The 24,633-nt window shown below is 64.0% G+C and carries 23 protein-coding genes and 2 pseudogenes; 20 read left to right on the forward strand and 5 right to left on the reverse strand.

Annotated features, from left to right (window positions below):
- The first annotated feature begins 40 nt into the window (after positions 1 to 40).
- The 12 genes from ACNR9W_RS17730 (at position 41) to ACNR9W_RS17785 (ending at position 10,800) form a co-directional block, all read left to right on the forward strand.
- On the forward strand, positions 41 to 1,228 hold the full coding sequence (locus ACNR9W_RS17730) for a muconate/chloromuconate family cycloisomerase (protein WP_419270754.1): 1,188 nt from the start codon (positions 41 to 43) through the stop codon (positions 1,226 to 1,228).
- 2 nt (positions 1,229 to 1,230) lie between these two features.
- On the forward strand, positions 1,231 to 1,521 hold the full coding sequence (gene catC, locus ACNR9W_RS17735) for a muconolactone Delta-isomerase (RefSeq protein WP_419270755.1): 291 nt from the start codon (positions 1,231 to 1,233) through the stop codon (positions 1,519 to 1,521).
- Between the two features lie 67 nt (positions 1,522 to 1,588).
- Positions 1,589 to 2,527 (forward strand): catechol 1,2-dioxygenase, encoded by a 939-nt coding sequence (gene catA / locus ACNR9W_RS17740; RefSeq protein ID WP_419270757.1) that lies wholly within the window; start codon positions 1,589 to 1,591, stop codon positions 2,525 to 2,527.
- 119 nt (positions 2,528 to 2,646) lie between these two features.
- Entirely contained in the window at positions 2,647 to 4,011 is a 1,365-nt protein-coding gene (locus ACNR9W_RS17745; RefSeq protein ID WP_419270759.1) for a Rieske 2Fe-2S domain-containing protein, read from the forward strand.
- Positions 4,008 to 4,520 carry a benzoate 1,2-dioxygenase small subunit gene (benB, locus tag ACNR9W_RS17750; protein WP_419270762.1) on the forward strand — a complete coding sequence of 171 codons (513 nt, stop codon included), beginning with the start codon at positions 4,008 to 4,010 and terminating at the stop codon, positions 4,518 to 4,520. Before ACNR9W_RS17745 ends, benB begins: the two co-directional genes overlap by 4 nt.
- Positions 4,521 to 4,556: 36 nt before the next feature.
- On the forward strand, positions 4,557 to 5,585 hold the full coding sequence (benC, locus tag ACNR9W_RS17755; RefSeq protein ID WP_419270764.1) for a benzoate 1,2-dioxygenase electron transfer component BenC: 1,029 nt from the start codon (positions 4,557 to 4,559) through the stop codon (positions 5,583 to 5,585).
- Positions 5,582 to 6,367: a benzoate diol dehydrogenase BenD gene (gene benD / locus ACNR9W_RS17760; protein ID WP_419270765.1), complete on the forward strand. Its 786-nt coding sequence runs from the start codon at positions 5,582 to 5,584 to the stop codon at positions 6,365 to 6,367. Before benC ends, benD begins: the two co-directional genes overlap by 4 nt.
- A gap of 38 nt (positions 6,368 to 6,405) precedes the next feature.
- Positions 6,406 to 7,737 carry an MFS transporter gene (locus ACNR9W_RS17765; protein WP_458478856.1) on the forward strand — a complete coding sequence of 444 codons (1,332 nt, stop codon included), beginning with the start codon at positions 6,406 to 6,408 and terminating at the stop codon, positions 7,735 to 7,737.
- Positions 7,738 to 7,801: 64 nt separating this feature from the next.
- The gene (gene pcaD, locus ACNR9W_RS17770) at positions 7,802 to 8,587 is read left to right on the forward strand and encodes a 3-oxoadipate enol-lactonase (RefSeq protein WP_419270769.1); all 786 of its coding nucleotides are present in this window, start codon (positions 7,802 to 7,804) and stop codon (positions 8,585 to 8,587) included.
- Between the two features lie 34 nt (positions 8,588 to 8,621).
- Positions 8,622 to 9,458, forward strand: coding sequence for a beta-keto acid cleavage family enzyme (locus ACNR9W_RS17775; RefSeq protein WP_419270771.1), 837 nt, complete (start codon positions 8,622 to 8,624; stop codon positions 9,456 to 9,458).
- A complete protein-coding gene (locus ACNR9W_RS17780; RefSeq protein WP_419270773.1) occupies positions 9,455 to 10,159 on the forward strand; it encodes a CoA transferase subunit A in 705 nt (234 codons plus the stop codon). The genes ACNR9W_RS17775 and ACNR9W_RS17780 overlap by 4 nt, the downstream gene beginning before the upstream one ends.
- The gene (locus tag ACNR9W_RS17785; protein ID WP_419270775.1) at positions 10,159 to 10,800 is read left to right on the forward strand and encodes a CoA transferase subunit B; all 642 of its coding nucleotides are present in this window, start codon (positions 10,159 to 10,161) and stop codon (positions 10,798 to 10,800) included. The genes ACNR9W_RS17780 and ACNR9W_RS17785 overlap by 1 nt, the downstream gene beginning before the upstream one ends.
- Positions 10,801 to 10,848: 48 nt before the next feature.
- On the opposite strand, the pseudogene ACNR9W_RS17790 reads toward ACNR9W_RS17785, so the two are convergent.
- The 3 genes and pseudogenes from ACNR9W_RS17790 to ACNR9W_RS17800 all read right to left on the reverse strand — a co-directional run.
- Positions 10,849 to 10,965 (reverse strand): annotated as a pseudogene (locus ACNR9W_RS17790) (leucine zipper domain-containing protein); the annotation flags it as partial.
- A 516-nt stretch (positions 10,966 to 11,481) separates the two neighbouring features.
- On the reverse strand, positions 11,482 to 11,883 hold the full coding sequence (locus ACNR9W_RS17795; protein WP_419270777.1) for a (R)-mandelonitrile lyase: 402 nt from the start codon (positions 11,881 to 11,883) through the stop codon (positions 11,482 to 11,484).
- A gap of 126 nt (positions 11,884 to 12,009) precedes the next feature.
- Entirely contained in the window at positions 12,010 to 12,552 is a 543-nt protein-coding gene (locus ACNR9W_RS17800; protein ID WP_419270779.1) for a DUF4167 domain-containing protein, read from the reverse strand.
- Here ACNR9W_RS17800 and ACNR9W_RS17805 point away from each other — a divergent pair.
- Entirely contained in the window at positions 12,551 to 14,272 is a 1,722-nt protein-coding gene (locus ACNR9W_RS17805; protein WP_419270781.1) for a leucine-rich repeat domain-containing protein, read from the forward strand. The genes ACNR9W_RS17800 and ACNR9W_RS17805 overlap by 2 nt on opposite strands.
- Positions 14,273 to 14,568: 296 nt before the next feature.
- On the forward strand, positions 14,569 to 15,231 hold the full coding sequence (locus ACNR9W_RS17810; RefSeq protein WP_419270783.1) for an outer membrane protein: 663 nt from the start codon (positions 14,569 to 14,571) through the stop codon (positions 15,229 to 15,231).
- A gap of 99 nt (positions 15,232 to 15,330) precedes the next feature.
- On the opposite strand, the gene ACNR9W_RS17815 is transcribed toward ACNR9W_RS17810, so the two are convergent.
- The gene (locus ACNR9W_RS17815; protein WP_419270785.1) at positions 15,331 to 15,900 is read right to left on the reverse strand and encodes a recombinase family protein; all 570 of its coding nucleotides are present in this window, start codon (positions 15,898 to 15,900) and stop codon (positions 15,331 to 15,333) included.
- A 256-nt stretch (positions 15,901 to 16,156) separates the two neighbouring features.
- Here ACNR9W_RS17815 and ACNR9W_RS17820 point away from each other — a divergent pair.
- Positions 16,157 to 16,324: pseudogene (locus ACNR9W_RS17820) on the forward strand (helix-turn-helix domain-containing protein); the annotation flags it as partial.
- Between the two features lie 32 nt (positions 16,325 to 16,356).
- Here the strand turns inward: ACNR9W_RS17820 and ACNR9W_RS17825 are convergent.
- On the reverse strand, positions 16,357 to 16,578 hold the full coding sequence (locus ACNR9W_RS17825) for a hypothetical protein (protein ID WP_419270790.1): 222 nt from the start codon (positions 16,576 to 16,578) through the stop codon (positions 16,357 to 16,359).
- Between ACNR9W_RS17825 and ACNR9W_RS17830 the strand changes: the two genes are divergently transcribed.
- The 5 genes from ACNR9W_RS17830 to ACNR9W_RS17850 all read left to right on the forward strand — a co-directional run bounded on the left by ACNR9W_RS17830 (position 16,550) and on the right by ACNR9W_RS17850 (position 24,188).
- A complete protein-coding gene (locus ACNR9W_RS17830) occupies positions 16,550 to 17,311 on the forward strand; it encodes an ImuA family protein (protein ID WP_458478861.1) in 762 nt (253 codons plus the stop codon). The two genes, ACNR9W_RS17825 and ACNR9W_RS17830, sit on opposite strands and share 29 nt — an antisense overlap.
- A complete protein-coding gene (locus ACNR9W_RS17835; protein ID WP_419270795.1) occupies positions 17,226 to 18,749 on the forward strand; it encodes a Y-family DNA polymerase in 1,524 nt (507 codons plus the stop codon). Before ACNR9W_RS17830 ends, ACNR9W_RS17835 begins: the two co-directional genes overlap by 86 nt.
- A complete protein-coding gene (locus tag ACNR9W_RS17840; RefSeq protein WP_419270797.1) occupies positions 18,746 to 22,012 on the forward strand; it encodes an error-prone DNA polymerase in 3,267 nt (1,088 codons plus the stop codon). Before ACNR9W_RS17835 ends, ACNR9W_RS17840 begins: the two co-directional genes overlap by 4 nt.
- Before the next feature lie 123 nt (positions 22,013 to 22,135).
- On the forward strand, positions 22,136 to 23,002 hold the full coding sequence (locus ACNR9W_RS17845; RefSeq protein ID WP_419270799.1) for a hypothetical protein: 867 nt from the start codon (positions 22,136 to 22,138) through the stop codon (positions 23,000 to 23,002).
- On the forward strand, positions 22,980 to 24,188 hold the full coding sequence (locus ACNR9W_RS17850) for a hypothetical protein (RefSeq protein ID WP_419270801.1): 1,209 nt from the start codon (positions 22,980 to 22,982) through the stop codon (positions 24,186 to 24,188). Before ACNR9W_RS17845 ends, ACNR9W_RS17850 begins: the two co-directional genes overlap by 23 nt.
- The last annotated feature ends 445 nt before the right edge of the window (positions 24,189 to 24,633 follow it).

Below are 24,633 nucleotides of genomic sequence, written 5' to 3' on the forward strand. Positions count from 1 at the left end.
GTGTTGGACGTGCAGGGGTTCTAGGCGGCAACTTTACGGTATGAACCAGCCATATTCCCCCCGCGCCACAGCCTCTACCGCAGCGCCCGTCGTCACTCGGGTCGAGACGGTGATCCTGGACCTGCCGACCGTCCGGCCGCACAAGCTGGCGGTCGCGACGATGACCGGACAGGTCCTGACGCTGGTGCGCGTCCATTGCAGCGACGGGATCGTCGGGATCGGCGAATGCACGACGATTGGCGGGCTGGCCTATGGCGGCGAAAGCCCGGAAAGCATGAAGACCAACATCGACATCTGGTTCGCGCCGGTGATGCTTGGTCAGGACGCGACGCGGGTGCAGGCGCTGATGGCGCGGATCGGCAAGGCGGTGCGCGATAACCGCTTCGCGAAATCCGCCGTCGAGACCGCCCTGCTGGACGCGCAGGGCAAGCGCACTGGCCTGCCGGTCAGCGAGCTCTTAGGTGGACGGCGGCGGGACCGGCTTCCCGTCGCCTGGACCCTCGCTTCGGGCGACACCGCCCGCGACATCGCCGAGGCCGAGCGGATGCTGGACCTGCGCCGCCACCGCGTCTTCAAGCTGAAGATCGGCGCGCGCGCGCTCCGCGATGACATTGCCCATGTTGCGGGGATCAAGGCTGCGCTTGGCGACCGGGGCGCCGTCCGCGTCGATGTGAACATGGCCTGGTCCGAAGGCGAGGCCACTTTCGGCATGGCTGCCCTTGCGGATGCGGGCTGCGAGCTGGTCGAGCAGCCGGTCGCGTCCTCAGCCACCTTGGCCCGCCTGATGCGCCGCTTCCCCGTGGCGCTTATGGCGGATGAATCCCTGACCGGCCCCGAAAGCGCCTTCGAGCTGGCCTGCGTCCGGGGCGCCGACGTCTTCGCCGTCAAGCTGGAGCAGAGCGGCGGCGCCTTCAACGCCGGGCGCGTCGCGGCCATCGCCGATGCGGCGGGGATCGGGCTTTACGGCGGGACCATGCTAGAAGGCGCGGTGGGAACGGTCGTCTCGGCCCATGCCTTCGCGACCTTCGCCAACCTGCAATGGGGCACGGAGCTGTTCGGCCCTCTGCTGCTGACCGAGGAAATCCTAACCGAGCCGCTGGATTACAGCGAGTTTGAGCTGACCGTGCCGCAGGGCCCCGGCCTCGGCGTGACGCTGGACGAGGATCGCGTGGCCTTCTTCGCCCGCGACGGCATCCGCAAGACCATCAGCCTGCCCGGAAAGGTGTGACCATGCTGTTTCATGTGACCATGGAGGTGAAGATCCCTCGCGACGTTGCCGCCGACGAACGCGCCGATATCCTCGCCCGCGAAAAGACCTATTCGCAGGATCTGCAGCGGCAGGGTAAATGGCGCCATATCTGGCGCATCGCCGGGCAATACGCGAATGTCAGCATCTTCGACGTGCGCGACGTGGCAGAGCTGCACGACATCCTGTCGGGCCTGCCCCTGTACCCGTTTATGTCCATCACCGTCATCCCCATCCTGCGCCACCCCTCGGCCATCCGGGAGGATGACAGCTGACCGCCCGAGGGCGGCCGGAGGGGGCCAGCCCGACCCAGTTTCCAAGCGAATCCAGGAGGAGAGAAGAATGACCGTCAAGATTTTCGACCGACCCGACGTGCAGGCGTTCCTGAAGGAACTCAGCGGCCTGAACAACAACGACGGCAATCCGCGGATGAAAGAGATCGTGCATCGGCTGATGTCCGACCTGTTCAAGGCCGTGGACGATCTGAACATTACCCCCGACGAATACTGGGCGGGCGTGGCCTGGCTGAACGACTTGGGCGCCGCCGGACAGGCTGGCCTGATCTCACCGGGCCTGGGGCTCGATCACTTCATCGACGAACGCCTGGATGCCATCGACGCCGCTCTGGGGATCGAGAACCCGACCCCGCGCACCATTGAGGGGCCGCTGTATGTTGCAGGCGCCCCCGTCGAACAGGGCTTTGCCCGGCTTGACGATGGCCGCGACACCAACGGCCACACGCTGATCATGCATGGCACCGTCCATGGTTCGGACGGCAAGCCGGTGCCGGGCGCGCAGGTCGAGGTCTGGCATTGCGATACCCGCGGCTTCTATTCCCACTTCGATCCGACCGGCCTGCAGTCCGACTTTAACATGCGCCGCACGATCATCGCCGACGAGAACGGCCGCTACAAGTTCCAGAGCATCCTGCCCTCGGGCTATGGCGTGCCTCCCGGCAGCCCGACCGAAAAGGTGCTGAGCGCCCTTGGCCGCCACGGCCAGCGCCCGGCGCATATCCACTTCTTCATCAGCGCCGACGGTCACCGCAAGCTGACAACCCAGATCAACATCGAGGGTGATCCGCTGATCGACGACGACTTCGCCTATGCGACCCGTGCGGGCCTGGTGCCCCATGTCGTCGAGCGCACGGACGAGGAGAGCATCCGCGCCAATGACCTCGACGGCCCGTTCGCCGAGATCGTGTTCGACATCCATCTGACCGCGTTGATCGACGGCATTGACAACCAGGTTAACGAACAGCGCCGCCGCGCCGCTGCCTGACGGGCAACTCCGGCCGGCCCCCTGGAAGGGACCGGCCGCTCAACTCCGGACCCAATCTTTCATCATCGAAATCTGGCAGGGGCCGGATCGCGTAAGCGCGACCCCTGGGGAGGAGACTCATGTCTGCAATCATCGAGAAGGCCCGCGACCTGGATCAACTGCTGGACGTCGCCGTCCAGGACGACAAGGAAGCCGGCCTGTTCCGCTGCCGCCGCGACATCTTCACCAACGAGGATCTGTTCGCGCTGGAGATGAAGCACATCTTCGAAGGCAACTGGGTCTATCTGGCGCATGAAAGCCAGATCCCCAACGTCAACGACTACTACACCACCTGGATCGGCCGCCAGCCGATCGTCATCACCCGCGACAAGACGGGCGAACTGAACGCAGTCATCAACGCCTGCGCCCACAAGGGCGCGATGCTCTGCCGCCGGAAGCAGGGCAACAAGGGCAGCTTCACCTGTCCGTTCCACGGCTGGACCTTTTCCAACACCGGCAAGCTACTGAAGGTCAAGGACGCCAAGACCACGCAATATCCCGACCAGTTCAACCAGCACGGATCGCACGACCTGACCCGCGTGGCCCGGTTCGAGTCCTATCGCGGCTTCCTGTTCGGCAGCCTGAGCCCTGACGTGGCGCCGCTGAAGGAATTCTTGGGCGAAACTACTGTCATCATCGACCAGATTGTCGATCAGGCCCCCGAAGGCTTGGAGGTCCTGCGCGGCAATTCCTCCTACATCTATGACGGCAACTGGAAGCTGCAGATGGAGAACGGCTGCGACGGCTATCACGTCAGCTCGGTCCACTGGAACTACGCCACCACCATGGAGCGCCGCAGCGAGACCGGTACCAAGGCCGTCGATGCCAACAGCTGGTCCAAATCGGTCGCGGGCGTCTATGGCTTCGAGAACGGCCATATCCTGTTGTGGACCAACACCAAGAACCCCGAGGTGCGCCCCGTCTATGGCCGCCGCGAGGAAATCACCGCCCGCTTGGGTGAGGAAAAGGCCGGGTTCATCGTCAACCAGACGCGCAACCTGGGGCTCTATCCGAACGTGTTCCTGATGGACCAGTTCAGCACCCAGATCCGAGTCGTCCGCCCTCTTGGCGTGGACAGGACCGAGGTCACGATCTTCTGCTTCGCCCCGAAAGGCGAAAGCGCCGAGGACCGCGCGCACCGCATCCGCCAATACGAAGATTTCTTCAACGTCTCGGGCATGGGCACCTCGGACGATCTGGAGGAGTTCCGCGCCTGCCAGACCGCCTATGCCGCGCCGCTGTGGAACGACATGTCGCGCGGTGCGCCGCTCTGGATCGAAGGTCCGGACGAGAATGCCCGCCGCATGGGGCTGAACCCGCTTCTGTCGGGTGAACGCTCCGAGGACGAGGGCCTCTTCGTCTGCCAGCACGCGCACTGGGCCAAGGTGATGCGCCAGGCGCTCGCCGCCGAGAAAGCCGACCACAACGCAAAAGGTGCAGCATGAGCCTCGATCAGATCACCGACACCCGCATCGGCTATGACGCCATCTGCGCCTTCCTTTACCGCGAGGCACGCCTTCTGGACGACCGGCAATGGGACGACTGGCTGGAATGCTACGCCCCCGATGCGTCCTACTGGATGCCGGCCTGGGACGACAACGACCAGACGACGGAAGACCCGCAGACCGAGATCTCGCTGATCTATTACCCGAGCCGCGAGGGGCTTGAGGACCGGGTGTTCCGCATCAAGACCGAGCGCTCGGGCGCATCGACGCCCGAACCCCGCACCAGCCATACCGTGTCGAATGTCGAGCTGGTCGAGGATCGGGGGGGCGAGGTGGATGTCCGCTACAACTTTCACACACTGAACCACCGCTACAAGACCACGGACCAGTTCTTCGGAACCATGTTCGTGACCCTGCGCCACACGGACGCGGGGCTGCGCATCGCCGCCAAGAAGATCGTCCTGAAGAACGACTACATCCGCCAGGTCATCGACGTCTATCACGTCTGACCGCCGACCCCGCACAACCGCAAGGAGGAGGCGACCATGTGCTATACGATCGCGCTGAACTTCGAGGACGGGATCACCCGCTTCGTGGACTGCAAGAAGGGCGAAAAGGTCCTCGATGCAGCATTCCGCAACAGGATCAACCTGCCGATGGACTGTTCCGACGGCGTCTGCGGCACCTGCAAGTGCCGCGCCGAAAGCGGCACCTACGAGTTGGGCGACGACTATATCGAAGACGCCCTGACCGAGGACGAGGCCGCCGAGGGCCTCGTTCTGACCTGCCAGATGGTGCCGTCCTCGGACTGCGTCATTTCAGTCCCGACCAGCTCAACGGCCTGCAAGACGGGGCAGCAGTCCTTCTCGGCAACTGTCGCCCGGATCGAGGCGCATCACGACGCCGCCGTGGTCTTGGAACTGGCGGTGGACGAGGGCGAGGCCGCGCCGGTCTTTCTGCCGGGGCAATATGTCAACATCGCCGTTCCGGGCAGCGCCGATCACCGGTCCTATTCCTTCAGCACCCCGCCGGGCGAGACGGGCTTGGGCTTTCTCATCAAGAAGATCCCGGACGGCCTGATGAGCACCTGGCTGGCAAGGGCCAGGCTTGGCGACAGTCTGACGCTGACCGGCCCGATGGGCAGCTTCTATCTGCGCGAAGGCGCTGGCCCGCTGCTGTTCCTTGCGGGGGGCACCGGCCTCGCGCCGTTCCTGTCGATGCTCGAGGTGCTGGCCCGCGCCGGCTCGCGCCGCGATATCCACCTGATTTACGGGGTGACGCGCGATCTGGATCTCGTGCTGGTGGACCGTCTCGCGGCCCTTGCCAAGCGGCTGCCGAACTTCACCTTTGCCACGGTCGTCGCCGACCCGGCCTCGGAGCATCCCCGCACGGGCTGGGTGACCCAGCACATGCCGGACGAGATGCTGGCCCAAGCGGGCGCCGAGGTCTATCTCTGCGGCCCCCCGCCGATGGTCGATGCCGTGCGCCACTACCTCGACGAGAACGGGATCAGGCCGGCCAGCTTCCATTACGAGAAGTTCACCCCGAATGCACCGCTAAAGGCCAGCGCATGAGCGCCGCCATCTTTGCCGGTCGCTTTGCAGGCAAGGTGCTGGTCGTGACCGGGGCTGCGCAGGGGATCGGCCGCGCCGTAGCCCTGCGCGCGGTGGCCGAGGGCGGCAAGGTCCTGTTCGTGGACCGCGCCGATTTTGTGTCCAACGTGGCGGCCGAGGCCGGAGGCGGCGCCGCCGCCTTCACCGTGGATCTCGAGACATGGGACGGTGCCGAGGCGGCCATGCGCCGCGCCCATGATGTCTTCGGCGGCATCGACATCCTCATCAATAACGTTGGCGGCGCGATCCGGATGCGCCCCTTTAACGAATTCGAGCCGTCGCAGATCGACGCCGAGATCAGGCGGTCGCTGATGCCGACGCTTTATTGCTGCCATGCGGTCCTGCCGCATCTGGTAGCGGGCGGCGGCGGCACCATCGTCAATGTGTCCTCGAATGCCACGCGTGGCATCCACCGCGTGCCTTATTCGGCGGCCAAGGGCGGCGTGAACGCGATCACGAAATCGCTGGCGATGGAACTGGCCGGTCAGAACATCCGCGTCGTCGCCACCGCCCCCGGCGGCACCGAGGCGCCTCCGCGCCTTATCCCCCGCAATGCAGAGGGGGACAGCACGGCGGAAAAACAATGGATGGCCGAGGTCGTGGACCAGGTGAAGCAATCGGCCTTCATGCACCGCTACGCCACCATCGAGGAGCAGGCCGCGCCGATCCTTTTCCTGGCATCGGACGAGGCGTCCTACATCACCGGTTCTGTCCTGCCCGTCGCGGGAGGCGACGAAGGCTAACCGAGCAAATAGAAGCAATAACAGGGAGGTAAACGACAATGCGTACAATAGACGTGAATGAGGCCATCGATCAAAGTCCGTTCGGTCGGTTTCAGTGGATGGTGGTTGCGCTGTGCGGCACGCTGCTGGTGGTCGACGGCTATGACGTGTTCGTGGCGGGCACGGTCTTGCCGACGCTGATCCAGGAATGGGGCCTGACCAAGCCGCAGGCGGGTGCGCTTCAAGCCTGGGCATTGTTCGGCATGATGTTTGGAGCCCTGATCCTCGGCCCACTCGCCGACAAAATCGGCCGTAAAAAGGGTGTGGCTATTAGTTTTGCACTGTTCACTTCGGCCACGGTCCTTACAGGCTTTGCCGACACGCCCGGCCAGTTCAAGTTTTTCCGCTTCATCGCGGGTCTGGGATGCGGTGGGCTGATGCCCAATGCAGTGGCGCTGATGAATGAATATGCGCCCAAGCGCCTGCGTGGAACCATGGTCGCGCTGATGTTCTCTGGCTACTCGGTGGGTGGCATGGTGGCGGCGGGTCTTGGCATCGGCCTGATCCCCAGCTTTGGCTGGCAACCGATGTTCTACATCGCTGCGGTGCCGCTGCTGCTGTTGCCGCTGATCCTGTGGAAACTGCCCGAATCCCTTGGCTTCCTGATCAAGCAGGGCAAGCAGGACGAGGCCCGGCGCATCTTTGCAAGGATCAACCCGGCGGCGCCGCTTGCGGTCGACGATCGGCTGGTCCTCGTCGAGGCCAAGGGGGCATCCGCCTCGATGGCCGAGCTGTTCCGGCATGGTCGGACGCTGCGCACGCTGATGCTGTGGCTGTCCTTCTTCTGCTGCCTGCTGCTGGTCTATCTGCTGTCGTCTTGGCTGCCCAAGGTGCTGCAAGAGGCGGGCTACGCCGAACGCGCCAGCCTTCTGTCGCTGTTCTCGCTGAACTTCGGCGGCATGGCGGGGGCGATCCTCGGCGGCCGGATGGGTGACCGGTTCGGCCTGCCCAAGGTCGTGGTGGGCTTCTTCGCCGCCGCCGCCGTGTCGATTGCGCTTATCGGCTTCAACCCGGCCCCCGCGCTGCTGTTCCTGTTGGTCTTCATCGCTGGCGCGACAACCATCGGCACGCAGATCCTGCTCTATGCAAGCGTTGCGCAGCTTTACAACATGTCAGTTCGTTCGACCGGCCTCGGTTGGGCCTCGGGCGTAGGCCGGATTGGCGCCATCGTTGGGCCGACTCTGGGCGGAGTGCTGCTGGCGCAGGGGCTTCCCCTGGGCGAGAACTTCCTGATCTTCGCGATCCCTGCGGCTGTCTCGACCATCGCCATGCTGGTCTTTGCGTTGGCCAATGGGCGTGGGCGCGATAATGCCCAGCTTGCCGCAGCCTGAAGCGATGCACAAAACCAGGCGCGCGGCCTTGAGGCCGCGCGCCTATCCCCAAAGGAATTTTGACATGGCGCAGCTCGATCTACCAACCCACCGCCTGCATTACCGGATCGACGGAACGGATGGCCCATGGCTGACCTTCTGCAACTCGCTCGGAACCGATCTACGCATGTGGGACCCGCAGATTGTTGAGATGTCACGGCATTTCCGCATCCTGCGCTACGACCGGCGCGGTCATGGCAGGTCCTCCGCCCCTCCCCCGCCCTTTAGGCTGGCGGATCTGGGGGGTGACGTGATCGTCCTTCTGGACGCGCTGAAGATCGAGCGCACGCATTTCTGCGGCCTGTCCATCGGCGGACTGACCGGCCAGTGGCTGGGCATTCACGCCGGGGACCGTGTCGATCGTATCGCAGTTTGCGCGACCGCGGCCAGGATCGGGACCGCTGAAAGCTGGCACGCGCGCATTGACGAGGTAAAGGCGAACGGGCTTCACGGCCTTATCGCGGCAACGGCCGAACGATGGTTCACCAGCGACTACCGCGCCGCCCGGCCCGATATCGTGAAGCCCATCCTGGACAGCTTCGCGGCAGCCTCGGTCAACGGCTATACGGGATGCTGTGCCGCCTTGGCCGAGGCGGATCTGCGCGGCCAGCTTGCCCAGATCACCCGCCCGCTGCTGGCGATCTCGGGAAGCGACGATCCGGTCTGCCCACCCACAGATCTCGCGGCCATCGCAGAGGCGGTGCAAGACGGCCGGCATCTCGCCCTGCCGGGACGACACATCGTCAATGTCGAAGCGGCATCCCGGTTCACCACAGCCCTGACGGACTTCCTGTGCGCCGCCGCCTCATAGGCAGGGCGGCGCCACAACGATTGGAAAGCACCACATGACCCCCTGCATCCTCTGCGTCGCCATCACCGGCAGCCTGCCGACCAAGGCGAACAACTCCGCCGTGCCGATCACGATTGCCGAGCAGATCGAGTCAACGCATGAGGCCTTCGAGGCCGGCGCCAGCATCGTCCACGCCCATGTCCGGGACAACGAGGGCAAACCGACCTCGGACCCCGACCGCTTCGCCCGCCTGCTGGAGGGCATCCGCCAGCATTGCCCCGGCATGATCGTGCAGCTGTCGACCGGCGGGCGCTCAGGCGCGGGCAAGGATCGCGGCGGGATGCTGCGGCTCGCCCCCGACATGGCGAGCCTCGCCGTTGGCTCGAACAATTTCCCGACGCGGGTCTATGAGAACGCGCCGGACCTCGTGGACTGGCTGGCCGCCGAGATGGCGACGCACGGCGTCATGCCCGAGATCGAGGCCTTCGATCTCAGCCATATCCTGCAAGCCCGTGCGATGTGGAAGGACGGGCGGTTGAAGACGCGGCCCTATGTCCAGTTCGTGATGGGGGTGAAAAACGCGATGCCCGTCGACCGGGACGTGTTCGACTACTACATCCGCACGGTGAAGCGCCTTTTCGGCGAGGATGCTCCCTGGTGCGCCGCCGGCATCGGCGCGCATCAGCTGACGCTGAACGAATGGGCGATCGAGGCCGGCGGCCATGCCCGCACGGGGCTCGAGGACAACGTGCGGCTGGACCGCAAGACGCTGGCGCCATCGAACGCGGCGTTGGTCACGCGCGCTGCCGATATCTGCGCGCGGGCCGGCCGTCCCGTTGCGACCTGGCAGCAGGCACGGCAGATCCTGGGGCTGAGGGAGGTTGCGGCATGAAAAAGGTCTATGGCAGCGCAGATGCGGCGCTGGAGGGGTTGCTTCATGACGGGATGTTCATCGCGGCGGGCGGCTTTGGCCTTTGCGGGATCCCCGAGCTTCTGATCGACGCGCTGGTGGCGTCGAAGGTCAAGGACCTGACCATCGCCAGCAACAATTGCGGCGTGGACGGGTTCGGCCTGGGCAAGCTGCTGGACACGCGCCAGATCAGCAAGATGATCAGCAGCTATGTCGGTGAAAACGCCGAGTTCATGCGCCAGTACCTGTCCGGAGAGCTGGAGCTGGAGTTCAACCCCCAGGGCACCTTGGCCGAGCGCATGCGCGCCGGCGGCAGCGGTATCCCCGGCTTCTACACCAAGACTGGGGTCGGCACCGTCATTGCCGAGGGGAAAGAGGTAAAGAATTTCGACGGCCAGGATTACATCCTGGAGCGCGGGATCGTGGCCGACCTGTCCATTGTGAAGGCCTGGAAGGCCGACGACACCGGCAACCTAGTCTTCCGCAAAACGGCGCGGAACTTCAACCCGCCCGCCGCGATGTGCGGCCGCGTCTGCGTCGCCGAGGTCGAGGAGATCGTCCCGCGGGGCAGCCTGGACCCCGACCTGATCCACCTGCCGGGCATCTATGTCCACCGGATCATCCAAGGCACGCATGAAAAGCGCATCGAACAGCGCACCACCCGCAAGAAGGAGGCCGTCTGATGCCCGACGCACCGAAAGGCTGGGACCGCAACCAGATGGCCGCCCGTGCCGCGCAGGAGTTGCAGGACGGCTGGTACGTGAACCTGGGGATCGGCATCCCGACGCTGGTCGCGAACTACGTGGGCGACAAGGACATCACCCTGCAGTCGGAGAACGGCATGCTGGGCATGGGCCCCTTCCCGTTCGAGGGTGAGGAGGACCCCGACCTGATCAACGCGGGCAAGCAGACGATCACCGAACTGCCGCGCACGTCCTATTTCGACAGTGCCACCAGCTTTGGCATGATCCGCGGCGGCAAGATCGCGGCGGCCATCTTGGGCGCGATGGAGGTCTCCGAGGAGGGCGACCTGGCCAACTGGATGATCCCCGGCAAGCTGGTCAAGGGCATGGGCGGCGCAATGGACCTGGTCGCGGGCGTGGGCCGGGTGATCGTGGTCATGGACCACACCAACAAGGCCGGCGGATCCAAGGTTCTGAAGTCCTGCACTCTGCCGTTGACCGGCAAGGGCGTGGTCGACCGGATCATCACCAATCTGGGCGTTCTGGACGTGGTCGAGGGCGGGCTGCGCATCGTCGAGCTGGTCGACGGGGTTAGCGAGGACGAGCTGCGTACCGCCACCGAGGCGACCATCGTCGGGTGACAAGTAACCTCATTCGCGCAAGGGTATAGGAGGTTACCTGCTAATGCTTTAGGCGGACGGCATCGCAGCACGGCGAGCATGTGGATGTGTGAAGCCCTGCATGCCGTCCTTGCGGTAGCGCGCCAGCCAGCGCTGCGCGGTCCGGAGCGGCACGCTTGCCTCGGCCGCGGCCCGCGAGAGGCACCTCCTCCTCGAGGGCGGGCCGGAGCACCGCCAGGCGGGCCATGACCTCGCGGCGTCGGTCCTCGGGGAGAGCCGCGAAGGGAGCTCCGGTCGACCCGGACGTGTCCTGTCTCATGGGGAGCCTCCCCTGCCAGCTTGGGCCGCGCCCCTCGAACGTGCCCGAAAGAGGATCGTGTAACGGACGCCTTGCACGCTTTGTGCCGATCCCTGCGTGTAGATTTCTGCGCTAAATGGCAGGGTTCTGTTGACGCTATTTGTCAGCGACCTCGCTTAAAGCCTTAACTGAAAAGCCGACAATCAGGTGAGGTGGCAGGATCAACGTGAAGAGCCCACTGCTGCCACGCGACACTTCCGCTGGCTGGTGGCGCAGCTTCCCGAAAGCAGTCGCTCATGGACGGGGCAGTGAACGAACTGCACCTTCTTTGCGTGTCTGTTGTGATGATCCGGCAGCCTTCCAGAAATCCAGCTGATCCCCGGACAGTGCGTTCAAGCAGGACGCTACTGGCGGTCCAGGTACTCACTATCCGAAACCTTCTCCATCCAGGTCACAGCCGTGCCATCGATGGTCTCCTGAATGGCAATGTGGCTCATGGCGGTATCGGGTGCGGCACCATGCCAGTGCTTTTCCCCAGCGGGAAACCAGACCACATCCCCCGCACGGATTTCCCTGACGGGCCCGCCCTCGTGCTGAACCAGGCCGCGCCCGAAGGTCACGATAAGGGTCTGACCGGCGGGATGCGTGTGCCAGGCCGTGCGTGCCCCTGGCTCGAACGTAACGTGCGCTCCACCGGTGCGGCCTGGTGCTTCGGCGCTGAACAGGGGATCGATCCGGACGGTGCCGGTGAACCAGTCGGAGGGGCCGACCGTGGAAGCTGTCTGGCCAGAGCGAGTGATCTTCATGACGTTCTCCTGTGATTGGGACAGCAGCGATCATGCCGCCCCTCCTTACGTCACTGAACCATTGTCACGATGTCCAGCATCTCCTGCGCCTTCGGGATGCCGCGCCAGTCCTTCAGGTAGGGCTCCTTATGACCGAAGCACCAGGCCCAGCTGTGCCAATGTGTAGCCATGCTGTCCCGCAACCCGCTCAAGAACAGCCGCTGCCGCGGCCCGTTTCGCGATCCGGGCTTGCTCTGGGCTCCGGGACTCGCGGCGCTTTGGCGCTGTCTCTACATTGACAGCCTCAGGCTCAGGCGCTTGTTCCGCGCACACCATAGCCACTGGAACAGTGGTGCACGCATCACCGGCAGAAGAGCACACCTCTGTCGCAGTCGGCGCAGTCGGCGCAGGCGCGTGAGGCCGGTGCTTCACAGGTCGGGTGTCGGGGTGACAAACGGGATTGCCCAAGCGGACATAGTGCTCGGCCGATTGCAGAAAGGCCTCGGACGCCACGCGATCATTCGCAAGCCGGGCTTCTTCTGCAAACTGAAGATAACGCTCGACGAGTTGTCGCGCCGTGCCTCGGATCTTGCCCTTTGCGCTTGTGCTCTCAAGAACATGGTTGCCGGGATCACGCTGTTGCTGTGGCGAACGCGGTTCGCCACTCCGTCGATGTCGATGGGGTTTCATGAGCCGATACAGTAGGTGTAGGGGGGCTGCGTATGCCGCATCCTGTCGAGATACGCTGAACCTGTCTGATCAGCAAGAACGCGGTCGCATCACAACTGCTTGGCCCTGCATAGCTGCCGCCAAGGCCGCGACCGGGCAGCGGTGCAAGGAGCCCAAAGCTGACGGCCAGTGCGCGTTCGTTGCACGCTTTCGAAAACAGAGCTTCTGCATTGACGATGCGCAGAATATCAAAAGCGACATACAAGGGAGCCAGGTTGATTTGAGTGACGCAGACATGGCCTTTGCAAAGGCGCAAGAAAAGATCGCAAAGGCCGCAAGGACAGGCGAGAAGGAGCTGCATTTCGGCAGAGACGACTTCCCTGCCCTGGACCGTCTGCCACCAGAGATTGAAAATCTTTCAGGCTTGCAGACCATCACCCTCGACGACACCCAAGTCGCTGATCTCGCACCGCTGGCGGGTTTGAAGGGTTTACAGTCCCTCATTCTCCTCAACACCCGAGTCACCAATCTCGCGCCGCTGGCAGGCTTGACGAGCTTGCAGATCCTCAACCTTTCCGGCACCCAAATCACCGACCTCGCGCCGCTATGGGGCTTGAAGGGCTTGCAGATCCTCAACCTCGGCCGCACCCCGATCACCGATTTCGCACCGCTGGCGAGCTTGACGGGCTTGCAGATCCTCACCCTCGACAGCACCCCGATCACCGACCTCGCGCCGCTGGCGGGCCTGGAAGGCTTGCAGAACCTCAACCTCAACGACACCCGGATCACCGACTTCACGTCGCTGGCGAGCCTGAAGGGCTTGACGACCCTGCAACTCTACGACACCTCGATCACCGACCTCACGCCGCTGGCGGGCTTGAAGGGCTTGACGACCCTCCAACTCTACGACACCCCGATCACCGACCTCGCGCCGCTGACGGATTTGAAGAGCTTGAAGACCCTCAACCTCGACGACGCCCGGATCGCTGACCTGCGCCCGATTGCGGAGCTTGACAAGCTGGGAACGGATCGCAGCAACGGCCTCACTTTCCAGAACACCCCTGCCACCCAACGTGATGCGCAGCTGGCAGAACTGGCGCAGATCAAAGATGATAATGAGCGCACCCGCAAAACGCTGAACTATCTGCGCAGCCTGCCGCCATGGCCCGAGCCCTATGCCCCCTATGCCACCCCCGACGGCGGCTCTTCGCAGCCGATTGGGGGGGCAGTAGACCCGCCCAAGGTAAAGACGGCCAAGGCGCAGATCAGGCATTTGTTGCACTATCCAGCTCTCACACGTCTGACCGCGCAGAAATTTGCGGGCCAGATCAGGACGGCGTTGCGCGACGTTCCTGCCACAAGCGGAAATTATCTGGCCGAACCCCTGCAAACCATGCTGGAATTTGCAGAAGCGCTTGAACATCTTGCGCCTGCCTCTGAGCCCGCTACTGACCCGCTGGAACAAGCGAAGCTAGAGCTGCAGATCGTCCAGCTTGAAGCGCTTGTCAGGCGCCTGACTCAACAATTGCAGGATGAAACCAAAGCCCGCGAAGTAGCCGAGGCGCTGGCAGGCAAGGGAGAGTTCGGGCGCAGCTTTAAGAAAGCCGCAGGCTTGGCCACCGGCACAGCGGCTATAGGGGTGGTGACAGTGGGAGTCCCTGCGGCCGCAGTGTACTTTCTTGGCAATGAACACCTATTGATCCAGTCTTTTTTGACTGTGTTGGGGCGTTTGCCAAAATAGTAATGTTCCACCGTCCGCTCCGTCCCGCATAGCCGCCGCCAGTGCAACCCACGGGCATCGACGAAAAGAGCCCATAGCGAACGTCGCTATCTGTCCCGCGCTCAACCTCTAGCTGCTGACCCCTCAGAAACAACCGTTTTGCGGAGGATGCAGGCTAATGCTCCGGCAACCCGCGGGGCCCAAACCGAAGGCTTTCTCTGTTAAATTCCCCGCGCCTCGAAGAATCGCTCACAAATTGATCGCCCTGACATAACTTAAAATGAGTTTGGGTGAAGAAGAGGGAAAGGGAAAAGTCTATGAAACAAGCGCCTTTGACTGCAGCAGTGGCGATCGCGGCGCTGGCGGGGGGCGCGGGGATGGCGTCCGCTCAGACGCTGTCGCAGGGAGATATTTACGTCAAAGGTTTTGGAGGCACGACCTGGCCGTCGAACTTTGAAACCACCCTCAGGGAGGACGGCGAGCAGATCGCCCGCCCCAGCTTCGACTACGAGACCGGGCATACTCTAGGCGTCGCGGTTGGCGCGGCCTTCACGCCGAATATCTCGATGGAGATCGAATACGCCTACCGCAGCGCCGATGCCGCCATCACGGATCGTGATGAGGATGACGAAAGCGCCAGGGCGGACGGCGACACCTCTGCCAACGCCCTCATGTTCAACGCGATATACATGTTCGACGGGATGGGCGCGACCGGGGCGATCCGGCCCTATCTCGGCGGCGGCATCGGCGGGGTCAACGTGGAGACGAGCGTCCCCGGCCAGAATTACGACGCCGATACGTTGCTCGCTTACCAGCTGATCGGCGGCGTTGGCTACGAACTGAACCCCAATGTCACGTTCTATGCCGAGGGACGCTGGTTCCAGACCGAGTCGGGCAGGTTCGACGGCCCGGGCGGGGATAACTTCGATGGCAAGCTCGAGACCTTCGACCTACTCGCAGGCCTGCGCTACGCCTTCTGAGCCTCTCCATCTGAATTAGTCTACTTCTCGCCCGGCGCACTAAAACATCCGCAGGCGCGGCAAGGATCAAGCGTCCCGCATAGCTGCCGCTCGCCCTATTCAATTTTTATGTCCGCTTCGGGCATCTTTGACCTCCAGTGCCCGATAGACCGTCATGCGGGACACGTCGAGATCGCGCGCAATCTGAGCTTTGGAGACGCCCTGCAATGCCAGCCTGCGGATTTCCGCGTCATCCACCCGCTTCTGTCGTCCCTTGTAGGTTCCCCTGCTTTTCGCCGCTTCGATCCCGGCGCGCTGACGGTCGCGGATGAACTTCAACTCCATGTCGGCCACCATGCCAAGGACGGTGATGACCATGCGGCCCATGTCGCCTGCGGTGCTGACTTCCGGTTCGAGAACACGAAGCGACGCCCCCTTGGCGTCCAGCTCATGCACCAGGTTCAGCACATCGCGCGTCGAGCGACCGAGCCGGTCCAGGCGATGCACGACCAGCTCGTCGCCCACGCGCAGAAACTCTAGAACGGTCGCCAGTTCGGTGCGGTTATCGCAGGACGCGCCGGAACCGATCTCCGAACGAATGATCTCGCAGCCTGCTTCCTTCAGCTTTGCTTTCTGGATGTCGAGGTCCTGACTCGTGGTGCTGATGCGGGCATATCCAATCCGGGGCATGGGCAATCCGTAACGTTAGGGTGGCTGACACCCTGATACTGTCACAAATGTTACCGCGACACTTATATGTGACGTTTTGGGCTGTCACATTTTCCTGTCACCTGCGGGTGTGCCCAAACGTGACGCGACCGGGGATACATCCTCTCGAACTCCAACTTGCCTTCTGGGGTAGCGATCCATTCGATCTTAACAACGAGTTTTGCAAGATGACGGCTTTGCCTCTCCGAGAATGTGCGCAAGTCGCCCATCGACATTCCGAGGTCGGCTCCGAGGCAAGCAGCCCAAGTTTTCTGAGCGCCAGCAGAGGGAGCTCAGGCGCATGCGCGATACCGGCGACTACAGCATCAGCGATTTGGCCGAGCCCTTCTCGGTGTCCCGGCCCACCGTCTACCGCACTCTCAGGCGCCGGAAGACTGCCACCTAGCCTGGAGAAACCCCGCCACGAAGCGATGGAGGTCACAGCCAGCGCATCACCGAAGTGTCAGAAAACCCATTGCGGAAATCAAGGCAACCTTGCAGGTCATTCTCATGCTTTTCTGGCGACGGTACGGTTGCTCCGAAATCCGGCCAGGTTGACACAGCGGGACCAAAGGAACAAAAAGGGAACACACCGCTTTGGTGTTTCACGTCCAGAGGAGCCCGCTCCGTCATGCCGCCCGGCAACAGCAGTTCCGCCATCGCGGCCTTGCGCCAGAAAATCTCCCGGCTCGAGGGCGATGGGGCGCGGGTGCAGGCTGTGCTGCCCTTCGGAGTGGCGGCCCTCGATAAACGCCTGCCGCAAGGCGGGCTGGCCCTCGGCTGCCTTCATGAAGTGGCGGGCGGCGGGAATGGTGCTGTGGATGGCGCGGCGGCCAGTTCTTTTGCCGCCGGTATCGCGGCCCGCCTGCCCGGCCCTGTCCTCTGGTGCGTCACCCAAGCCGATCTCTTCGCCCCGGGGCTTGAGCAGGCCGGCCTGCCGCCCGACCGGGTGATCTACGTGGAAGCGGGCGACGACAGATCGGTTCTAGCCTCGATGGAAGAGGGCCTGCGGCATGGAGGGCTGGCTGCCGTTGTGGGCGATGTGGCGCATCTGTCGATGACCGCGTCGCGCCGGCTTCACCTGGCCGCCAAGGGCACCGGCACCCTGGGGATCGCGCTCAGGCGCTGGCGCAGGCAGGCGGATGCCAGCGACTTCGGCCAGCCGACGGCGGCGATGACCCGCTGGCGGATCTCGGTGCTGCCGTCGACGCCCCTGCCGGTACCGGGCGTGGGACGCGCCCGCTGGCTGATCGAGCTGATCCGCGCACGGGCGGGCGATTCCTTCGATCTCGAACTGGAGGCATGTGATGGCACGGGTCATCTCGGTCTTCCTGCCGATGTGGCCCGTGGATCGGCTGCGACGGCAGGAGGACGCGTCAGCGCCTTCGGCTGAGGCGCCCCTGATCGTGGCGGGCCGCGTGGGCAACCGGCGTCTCGTGACGGCAGCCTGTCCGGCCGCCCAAGGTGCGGGGCTGCGCGTGGGCATGCCCGTGACCAAGGCGCAGGCCCTGGTCCCCGATCTGCGCGTGGAGCTGGCCAACCCCCGCGAGGATGCCGCCAGCCTGGACCGGCTGGCGCTCTGGATCCTGCAGCGGTTCAGCCCCATCGTGGCCTCCGACCTGCCCGACGGCGTGGTGATCGACTCCACCGGCGCCGACCCTCTCCACGGCGGCGAGGCGGCCATGCTGGAGGCGCTTCTGGGACGCCTCACCCTCTCGGGCATCACCGCCCGCGCCGCCATCGCCGACACCTGGGGGGCGGCACATGCCCTGGCACGCTTTGCGGCGGATCCTGCTGCGACCGCCGACCCCGGCACGACGGAGGCGGCAATCGCAGCCCTGCCCCTTGAGGCATTGCGGCTGCCGCAGGCCGTTGCGGCCGGACTGCGCACCCTGGGCTTCGTCACGATCGGTGACCTCATGTCCCAGCCCCGCGCACCGCTCACCCGCCGTTTCGGGCGTGAACTCTGCCGCCGGCTCGACCAGGCGCTTGGGGAAGCGTCTGAGCCGATCGAGCCGCTCCGCCCGGAGGGGGTGGTGGAGGTGCGTCGGGCCTTTGCCGAGCCCATCGGTGCGGCCGAGACCATCGCCCGCTATATCGGCAAGCTGGTTCCGCAGCTCTGCACGGCGCTGGAGGAAAAGGGCCTGGGCGCCCGGCGCCTCGATCTCCTCTGCTACCGGGTGGACAACCGGATCGAGACGGTGCGCGTGGGGCTCGCCGTCCCGCAGCGCGATCCCAAGCGCCTGACGCGCCTTCTCTGCGACAGGATCGAGACGATCGCCCCCGGCTTCGGCATCGAGATCATGACACTGACCGCTTCCATCGCCGAGCCGCTGGCCCCTCGCCAGGCGGCGACCTCCCTGCTGGAGGAAGAGGCCCCGGACCTCTCGGGTCTCATCGACACGCTGGCCAATCGCGTGGGCGCCCGGTCTGTCTACCGCATGGCGCCGGTGTCGAGCGACGTGCCGGAGCGATCGGTCACGCGCATCGGGGCGCTGGCCGAGCCGGTCGGCGCAGGCTGGCCGGATCACTGGCCGCGCCCCTCGCGCCTCCTGCCCCGCCCCGAGCCTATCGAGACACTCGCGCTGCTGCCCGACCATCCGCCGAACTGGATCGCCTGGCGCGGCGTCCGCCGGCGGGTCCGCTGCGCCGACGGGCCGGAACGGGTCTTCGGGGAATGGTGGAAGCGCGATGCCGAGCTGATCGCGGTGCGCGACTACTTCCGCATCGAGGATGAGGCGGGGGAGCGCTTCTGGATCTTCCGCGCGGGGGACGGGGAGAACCTGGATACCGGGTCGCATCGCTGGTTCCTGCACGGGGTCTTCGGATGAGCCGCTATGTCGAGTTGCAGGTCAGTTCGCACTTCTCGTTCCTGCGCGGTGCCTCCTCGGCCGAGGAGCTGTTCGCCACGGCGGCGCTCATGGGCATCGAGGCCATGGCCGTCACCGACCGCAACTCGCTGGCGGGCATCGTGCGGGCGCATGAGGCCGCGCGGGACACCGGCATCCGCCTGATCGTCGGCTGCCGCCTGGACCTCGCCTGCGGCATGTCGGTGCTGGTCTATCCGACGGATCGCCCCGCCTACTCGCGCCTCTGCCGGCTCCTGTCCCTGGGCAAGTCGCGCGCGGGCAAGGGCAGGTGCCGCCTGGAATGGGCCGATCTGGTCCTCTATGCGGAGGGGCTGATCGCGGTCCTGGTCCCGGATCTCGCCGACGACGACTGTGCCTTGCGGCTGCGTCGCCTGCGCGACACCTTCGGTGACCGGGCCTATCTGGCGCTGACCCTGCGGCGGCGGCCGAATGACCAGCTGCGGCTCCACGAGCTGTCGAACCTCGCAGCGCGTCTGCGGGTGCCGACGGTGGTGACGAACGATGTTCTCTTCCACGTGCCCGGCCGCCGCATCCTGCAGGACGTGGTGACGGCGATCCGTGTGGGCGCGACGGTCGATGCCCTGGGCTTTCGCCGCGAGCGTCACGCCGACCGCTACCTGAAGCCGCCGGCGGAGATGCACCGGCTCTTCCCGCGCGACCCGGAGGCGCTGGCGCGGACGGCCGAGATCGCCGCGCGCTGCCGGTTCTCGCTCGACGAGCTCAGCTACCAGTATCCCGAGGAGCGCGACGATCCGGCCCTGACGGCGCAGCAGACGCTGGAAGCAGTGACCTGGGAGGGCGCGAAGGCGCGCTATCCCGAGGGCATCCCGGATGACGTCGTGGCCTCGCTGAAGCACGAGCTGCGCCTGATCGAAAAACTGGACTACGCGCCCTATTTCCTGACGGTGAACAGCATCGTGCGCTTTGCGCGCGGGCGCGGCATCCTCTGCCAGGGGCGCGGCTCGGCGGCGAACTCCGCCGTCTGCTACGTCCTCGGCATCACCTCGATCGATCCGGGCCGCAACGATCTTCTCTTTGAGCGTTTCGTGAGCGAGGAGCGGCGCGAGCCGCCTGACATCGACGTGGATTTCGAGCATGAGCGGCGCGAAGAGGTCATCCAGTGGATCTACGAGACTTATGGCCGCGACCGCGCCGCGCTGACGGCCGTGGTGATCCGCTACCGCACCAAGGGCGCCCTGCGCGACGTGGGCAAGGCGCTCGGACTTCCCGAAGACCTCATCCAGTCGATCTCCAGCCAGATCTGGTCCTGGTCGGAGGAAGGGGTGAGCGACGAGCAGATCCGGGGGCTGGGGCTCAATCCCGCCGACCGGCGCCTGCGGCTGACGCTGGAGCTGGCGGCGGAACTGCACGGCACGCCGCGGCACCTCAGCCAACATCCGGGCGGCTTCGTGCTGACCCATGACCGGCTGGATGACCTGGTGCCGATCGAGCCCGCGGCGATGCAGGACCGCCAGATCATCGAATGGGACAAGGATGACATCGAGGCGCTGAAGTTCATGAAGGTCGACGTGCTGGCGCTCGGCATGCTGACCTGCATGGCCAAGGGGCTGGAGCTGCTGGCCGGGCACAAGGGCATCCGCCACGACCTGGCCACCATCCCGGCCGAGGATCCGCGCACCTATGCAATGATCCGCAAGGCCGACACGCTCGGCACCTTCCAGATCGAGAGCCGGGCGCAGATGGCGATGCTGCCCCGCATCAAGCCGCGCACCTTCTACGATCTCGTGGTGCAGGTGGCGATCGTGCGGCCCGGGCCGATCCAGGGCGACATGGTTCACCCCTACCTGCGCCGGCGGGAGGGGCTGGAGCCGGTGGAGTTTCCGACGCCGGAGCTGGAGAAGGTGCTGGGCAAGACGCTCGGGGTGCCTCTCTTCCAGGAGCAGGCCATGCGGGTGGCCATCGAATGCGCGGGCTTCACACCGGGCGAGGCCGACATGCTCAGGAAGTCCATGGCGACCTTCAAGTTCACCGGCGGCGTCTCGCGCTTCCGCAACAAGCTGGTGCAGGGCATGATCGACCGCGGCTACGCGCCGGACTTTGCCGAGCGCACCTTCCGGCAGCTGGAAGGCTTCGGCTCCTACGGCTTTCCCGAAAGCCACGCGGCCAGCTTCGCGCTGATCTCCTATGCTTCATCCTGGCTGAAGTGCTGGCATCCGGACGTCTTCTGCGCGGCGCTGCTGAACAGCCAGCCGATGGGCTTTTACGCCCCGGCGCAGATCGTGCGGGACGCGCAACAGCACGGCGTGGAGATCCGCCCGGTCTGCATCAATTCCTCGCACTGGGACTGCACCCTGGAGCCGACCGGGAACGAGAGCCGCTTTGCCGTCCGGCTCGGGCTGCGCATGGTCAAGGGCCTGGCCAACCTTCATGCCGCCGCCATCGTCCTGCAGCGTGCCGACCAGCCCTTCGGCTCGATCGAGGATCTCTGGCGCCGGGTGCGGGTGCCGATTGCCAGCCTCACCCGGATTGCCGAGGCCGACGGCTTCCGCCCTGCCCTGCGCCTCGGCCGGCGCGAGGCGCTCTGGCACCTGAAGGGCCTGGGCGACGAGGAGCTGCCGCTCTTCGCAGCCGTCGCCGGCCGGGAGGGCGAGACGCTGCCCGAGGCCAATGAGCCCGGCGTGGCCCTGCGGCCGATGACGGCGGGTCGCGAGGTGGTCGAAGACTATGGCCATACCGGCCTGTCGCTGCGCCGCCACCCTGTTGCCTTCCTGCGCCAAGGCCTTGCTCGCCGCGGCGCGATTACCTGCGCCGAGGCCATGGCCACGCGCAACCGCCGCTGGTGCAAGCTGGCCGGCATCGTTCTCGTTCGCCAGCGCCCCGGCTCGGCCAAGGGCGTCATGTTCATCACCTTGGAGGACGAGACGGGCGTGGCGAACCTGGTGGTCTGGCCCAAGGTCTTCGAGGCACACCGCCGGATCATCCTTGGCGCCAGCATGATCGGCGTGGTGGGCCGGGTGCAGCGCGAGGGCGAGGTGGTCCATCACGTGGCCCACCGCATCGTCGATCTCTCGGCGGAACTGGCCAGCGTCGGCAACCGCGGCGGCAGCTTCCCCCTGCCCCACGGGCGCGGCGACGAGTTTCACCGCGGCGCCCCCGCGCCGGACCCTCGGGTGGAGGCGACAGAGGGGCCCCGGCCGCGGGACATCTACATCCCGGACCGGCACATCGACAGCGTGAAGGTGAAGGCCAAGAACTTCCGGTGAAATGCGGGCCGCGGGCGAAGGCCTGCCATCGAAAAGCCGGCGCGGGGACAAAGTGTCATAACCTGTTGACCCAACTTCGTGAGCCTGACCATTATGAGGCCCTAAATGGTGAGGTAGCTTTAAGTGGATGACGAAAGCCATGATCACAAGCCCAGCAACAACACCCATAGATCTCTTCGTCAGCTAGTCGCCATTGCCGCATGGTTTAGGAGGCTGCCCGGCGATGAGGCCAACTTCTCCTTCCACGCGAACGCCAGCTTCAGCGAAGAGAGAATTAGCGGCGGCGAAAGCTCAAATATTACGTTCAAGCTAGCGGTCAGGAAGTGCGAAGTAGTATTCCTAGCCCCTTCACGCCGCTACTTCCACATTGCACGCTCTAGTATCCGGTTTCAAAATCCAATTAGCCCGAGCACTGTCCAAACAACAGCAACAAGATCTGCCAAGCTGGGCGTTGGCATTCAAGCAGCGATTTCAGCCGTGTCGGGCGCGTTCGATGGGTCTGCTACTATCGAGAAGAAGAAGGAGACCACGTCGACGCAGGAAGTGAGCGCTTATCACGAGCTTAACAAGCATTCCCGAGATGGACACTGGGCATGGGAGCTTGACGGCAAGTCGCTGCCGAATGGGAGACTGCATGGATCAGTTTGGGATGGAGAGCAGGAACCGCGCCTGGTTCTACAAGACCTGCGTCCTCCCCATGTAGTTCAGAAGGACACGGAGAAGGGCTTTCCTCCCGTTTCACGGGTAGAGGTTCGATGCCTGCGGGAAGACATCGACATATACGAGATCCAGCTTAAAGATGAGGAAGAAAACGGGGCTCTGCTCAGTCGCCCCGGTCATAAGGCCAGAATGAAAGCCGCCGAAGCCTTTTTAAAGGAGCAGATACTCCGGGAAGGTCTGCTGGTCGGGGATCTGTCTGATCGATTTTCGGAGCTAACCATTTATGACGCAACTATCCCCGTCGCTGATGAAGGCGATTTCAACCGCTGAGACCCTTCTGCGCGCTGACACAGATGACCTGCGTGAGCTTGCGGAGATTGCAGGTCAGGACCCAATGATCATGTATCTTGGCGCGGATCTCACGGGAGTTGACCTGCGATCACAAGACGTTTCCTTCCTCGTCGGTCTCGGAACGCAGTTTGAGGGCGCACTTCTAACGGAGCAGCAGAGGCGGCAGCTCCGTAGCGGGAGGGAGCATGAGCGGCAACAGACGAACCGCAAAAAAATGAGAGACGTTCGCTTGGAGATGATCGCGCGTTTTATTGAGCAGAATGCCAATGCAGACATTTCGCCATACTCAGATCAAGATAGAACACCCGTCCCTCATGATTTCGAAGCGCCAATTTCGTTTGAAGATACGCTGCGATCTGTTCTTTTGGACCCCTTTTTGAAATCCACCAGTATCAACCCGGATAATCAGTTCGGGAGCGACTATATGAGCGTTGCTCTTCACCGACTAAGCGGTCACCTTTCAGAGGTATCGATGCCGTTTTTCGGGAAGCTGTTCCAATTGTTTGGTGATATTCAGTGCCCGGTAGATGGTGCAGTAATAAACACGCTCACTCTCCAGTACAAAGCAGAAGCCGGTTCACGGCTCGGCGAGCTAATTGCTCGGATGAGACCGACCCGCGATCTGGACACTTGGTGGATACTCGATAAAGGGGGCTTTCAGTCCATGATCGCTACGGCGGCAGAGCTTTCTCGTCACCGAAAGGTCCATCCGGCAGCTATAGAAAGCTTCGTGAATTCAGTCACCGACGCAAGCATTGTTCTAAAGATGCTTACCGAAGCCGAATATGACCTTCAAAACGACCAAGCTGAGCGAATTGCCTATGCCATCATCGATAAAAAATGGCCCTCTGTAATGGTTCCTGATCTCCTAAATGCCCGCGTGCCCAAGCCGCTCCAAGCAGCGTTCTTCCGTCAGCTGCTTGGACAGGCGGACAGTGCGCGGGTGATGCAGGTTGTTCGATGGCTCGATCAGGATCGCGGAGCAGTTGGAGCTTTATCTCTTGAGAACGCCATTCGAAGCATCCAGGATTTCGCAGCCCTCTACCGCTTGGGGAAAACTCTTCAGCCAAACCTCCGAGGGGGCCAGTTAGATGTGTTGCGCCACCGGCTCTTGCAGTTGGCGGTCAACGCTGAGGAGGTTGCGCAGGCCAAGCGGCTGCGCTGACGGAGAGCCTCACCCCCTGGCTCAGCCAAGCTACCGGACGCACCCGGCACCGGTGAAGGGCCGCTTCCGCAATTTTAGGTGCTCGCCATGCTGCACTGCCGTCAGGCCGCTCTTCGGATGCTGGGCCTAGCTGCCCTTGAGTGAAGAACGTAAGTCTGCAGGTGAGGTGGATGACCGGAAGGTCTCAAAGCGGTCGGAGCAGCGCGTGGGCTGTCCGGCATCTATGCGAGACATTCCCGGCATTCGCCGACATCAACGCCGAAATAGCTGGGTGTCAGTATACGGCGAGCATCTCTCTCGAGCCCACGTGGCTGACACGCTCAGATCTGCGGATCCGTCCGTCACTTTGGCCTGTGGCTGAAAAGAAGGCCAACCGGCGAACTCTTGGCATGATCCAGTGCTGATTTTGTTTCTCGATTCCCCTTCGGAAGATCTTTAAGCTTAG

The organism is Paracoccus sp. T5 (assembly GCF_048538155.2).
GTDB lineage: Bacteria > Pseudomonadota > Alphaproteobacteria > Rhodobacterales > Rhodobacteraceae > Paracoccus.

Coding starts and splice junctions, on each gene's coding strand:
- ACNR9W_RS17730 (WP_419270754.1), top strand. CDS start 41: ATGAACCAGCCATATTCCCCCCGCGCCACAGCCTCTACCGCAGCGCCC.
- catC (WP_419270755.1), top strand. CDS start 1,231: ATGCTGTTTCATGTGACCATGGAGGTGAAGATCCCTCGCGACGTTGCC.
- catA (WP_419270757.1), top strand. CDS start 1,589: ATGACCGTCAAGATTTTCGACCGACCCGACGTGCAGGCGTTCCTGAAG.
- ACNR9W_RS17745 (WP_419270759.1), top strand. CDS start 2,647: ATGTCTGCAATCATCGAGAAGGCCCGCGACCTGGATCAACTGCTGGAC.
- benB (WP_419270762.1), top strand. CDS start 4,008: ATGAGCCTCGATCAGATCACCGACACCCGCATCGGCTATGACGCCATC.
- benC (WP_419270764.1), top strand. CDS start 4,557: ATGTGCTATACGATCGCGCTGAACTTCGAGGACGGGATCACCCGCTTC.
- benD (WP_419270765.1), top strand. CDS start 5,582: ATGAGCGCCGCCATCTTTGCCGGTCGCTTTGCAGGCAAGGTGCTGGTC.
- ACNR9W_RS17765 (WP_458478856.1), top strand. CDS start 6,406: ATGCGTACAATAGACGTGAATGAGGCCATCGATCAAAGTCCGTTCGGT.
- pcaD (WP_419270769.1), top strand. CDS start 7,802: ATGGCGCAGCTCGATCTACCAACCCACCGCCTGCATTACCGGATCGAC.
- ACNR9W_RS17775 (WP_419270771.1), top strand. CDS start 8,622: ATGACCCCCTGCATCCTCTGCGTCGCCATCACCGGCAGCCTGCCGACC.
- ACNR9W_RS17780 (WP_419270773.1), top strand. CDS start 9,455: ATGAAAAAGGTCTATGGCAGCGCAGATGCGGCGCTGGAGGGGTTGCTT.
- ACNR9W_RS17785 (WP_419270775.1), top strand. CDS start 10,159: ATGCCCGACGCACCGAAAGGCTGGGACCGCAACCAGATGGCCGCCCGT.
- ACNR9W_RS17795 (WP_419270777.1), bottom strand. CDS start 11,883: ATGAAGATCACTCGCTCTGGCCAGACAGCTTCCACGGTCGGCCCCTCC.
- ACNR9W_RS17805 (WP_419270781.1), top strand. CDS start 12,551: ATGAGCCGATACAGTAGGTGTAGGGGGGCTGCGTATGCCGCATCCTGT.
- ACNR9W_RS17800 (WP_419270779.1), bottom strand. CDS start 12,552: ATGAAACCCCATCGACATCGACGGAGTGGCGAACCGCGTTCGCCACAG.
- ACNR9W_RS17810 (WP_419270783.1), top strand. CDS start 14,569: ATGAAACAAGCGCCTTTGACTGCAGCAGTGGCGATCGCGGCGCTGGCG.
- ACNR9W_RS17815 (WP_419270785.1), bottom strand. CDS start 15,900: ATGCCCCGGATTGGATATGCCCGCATCAGCACCACGAGTCAGGACCTC.
- ACNR9W_RS17830 (WP_458478861.1), top strand. CDS start 16,550: ATGCCGCCCGGCAACAGCAGTTCCGCCATCGCGGCCTTGCGCCAGAAA.
- ACNR9W_RS17825 (WP_419270790.1), bottom strand. CDS start 16,578: ATGGCGGAACTGCTGTTGCCGGGCGGCATGACGGAGCGGGCTCCTCTG.
- ACNR9W_RS17835 (WP_419270795.1), top strand. CDS start 17,226: ATGGCACGGGTCATCTCGGTCTTCCTGCCGATGTGGCCCGTGGATCGG.
- ACNR9W_RS17840 (WP_419270797.1), top strand. CDS start 18,746: ATGAGCCGCTATGTCGAGTTGCAGGTCAGTTCGCACTTCTCGTTCCTG.
- ACNR9W_RS17850 (WP_419270801.1), top strand. CDS start 22,980: ATGAAGGCGATTTCAACCGCTGAGACCCTTCTGCGCGCTGACACAGAT.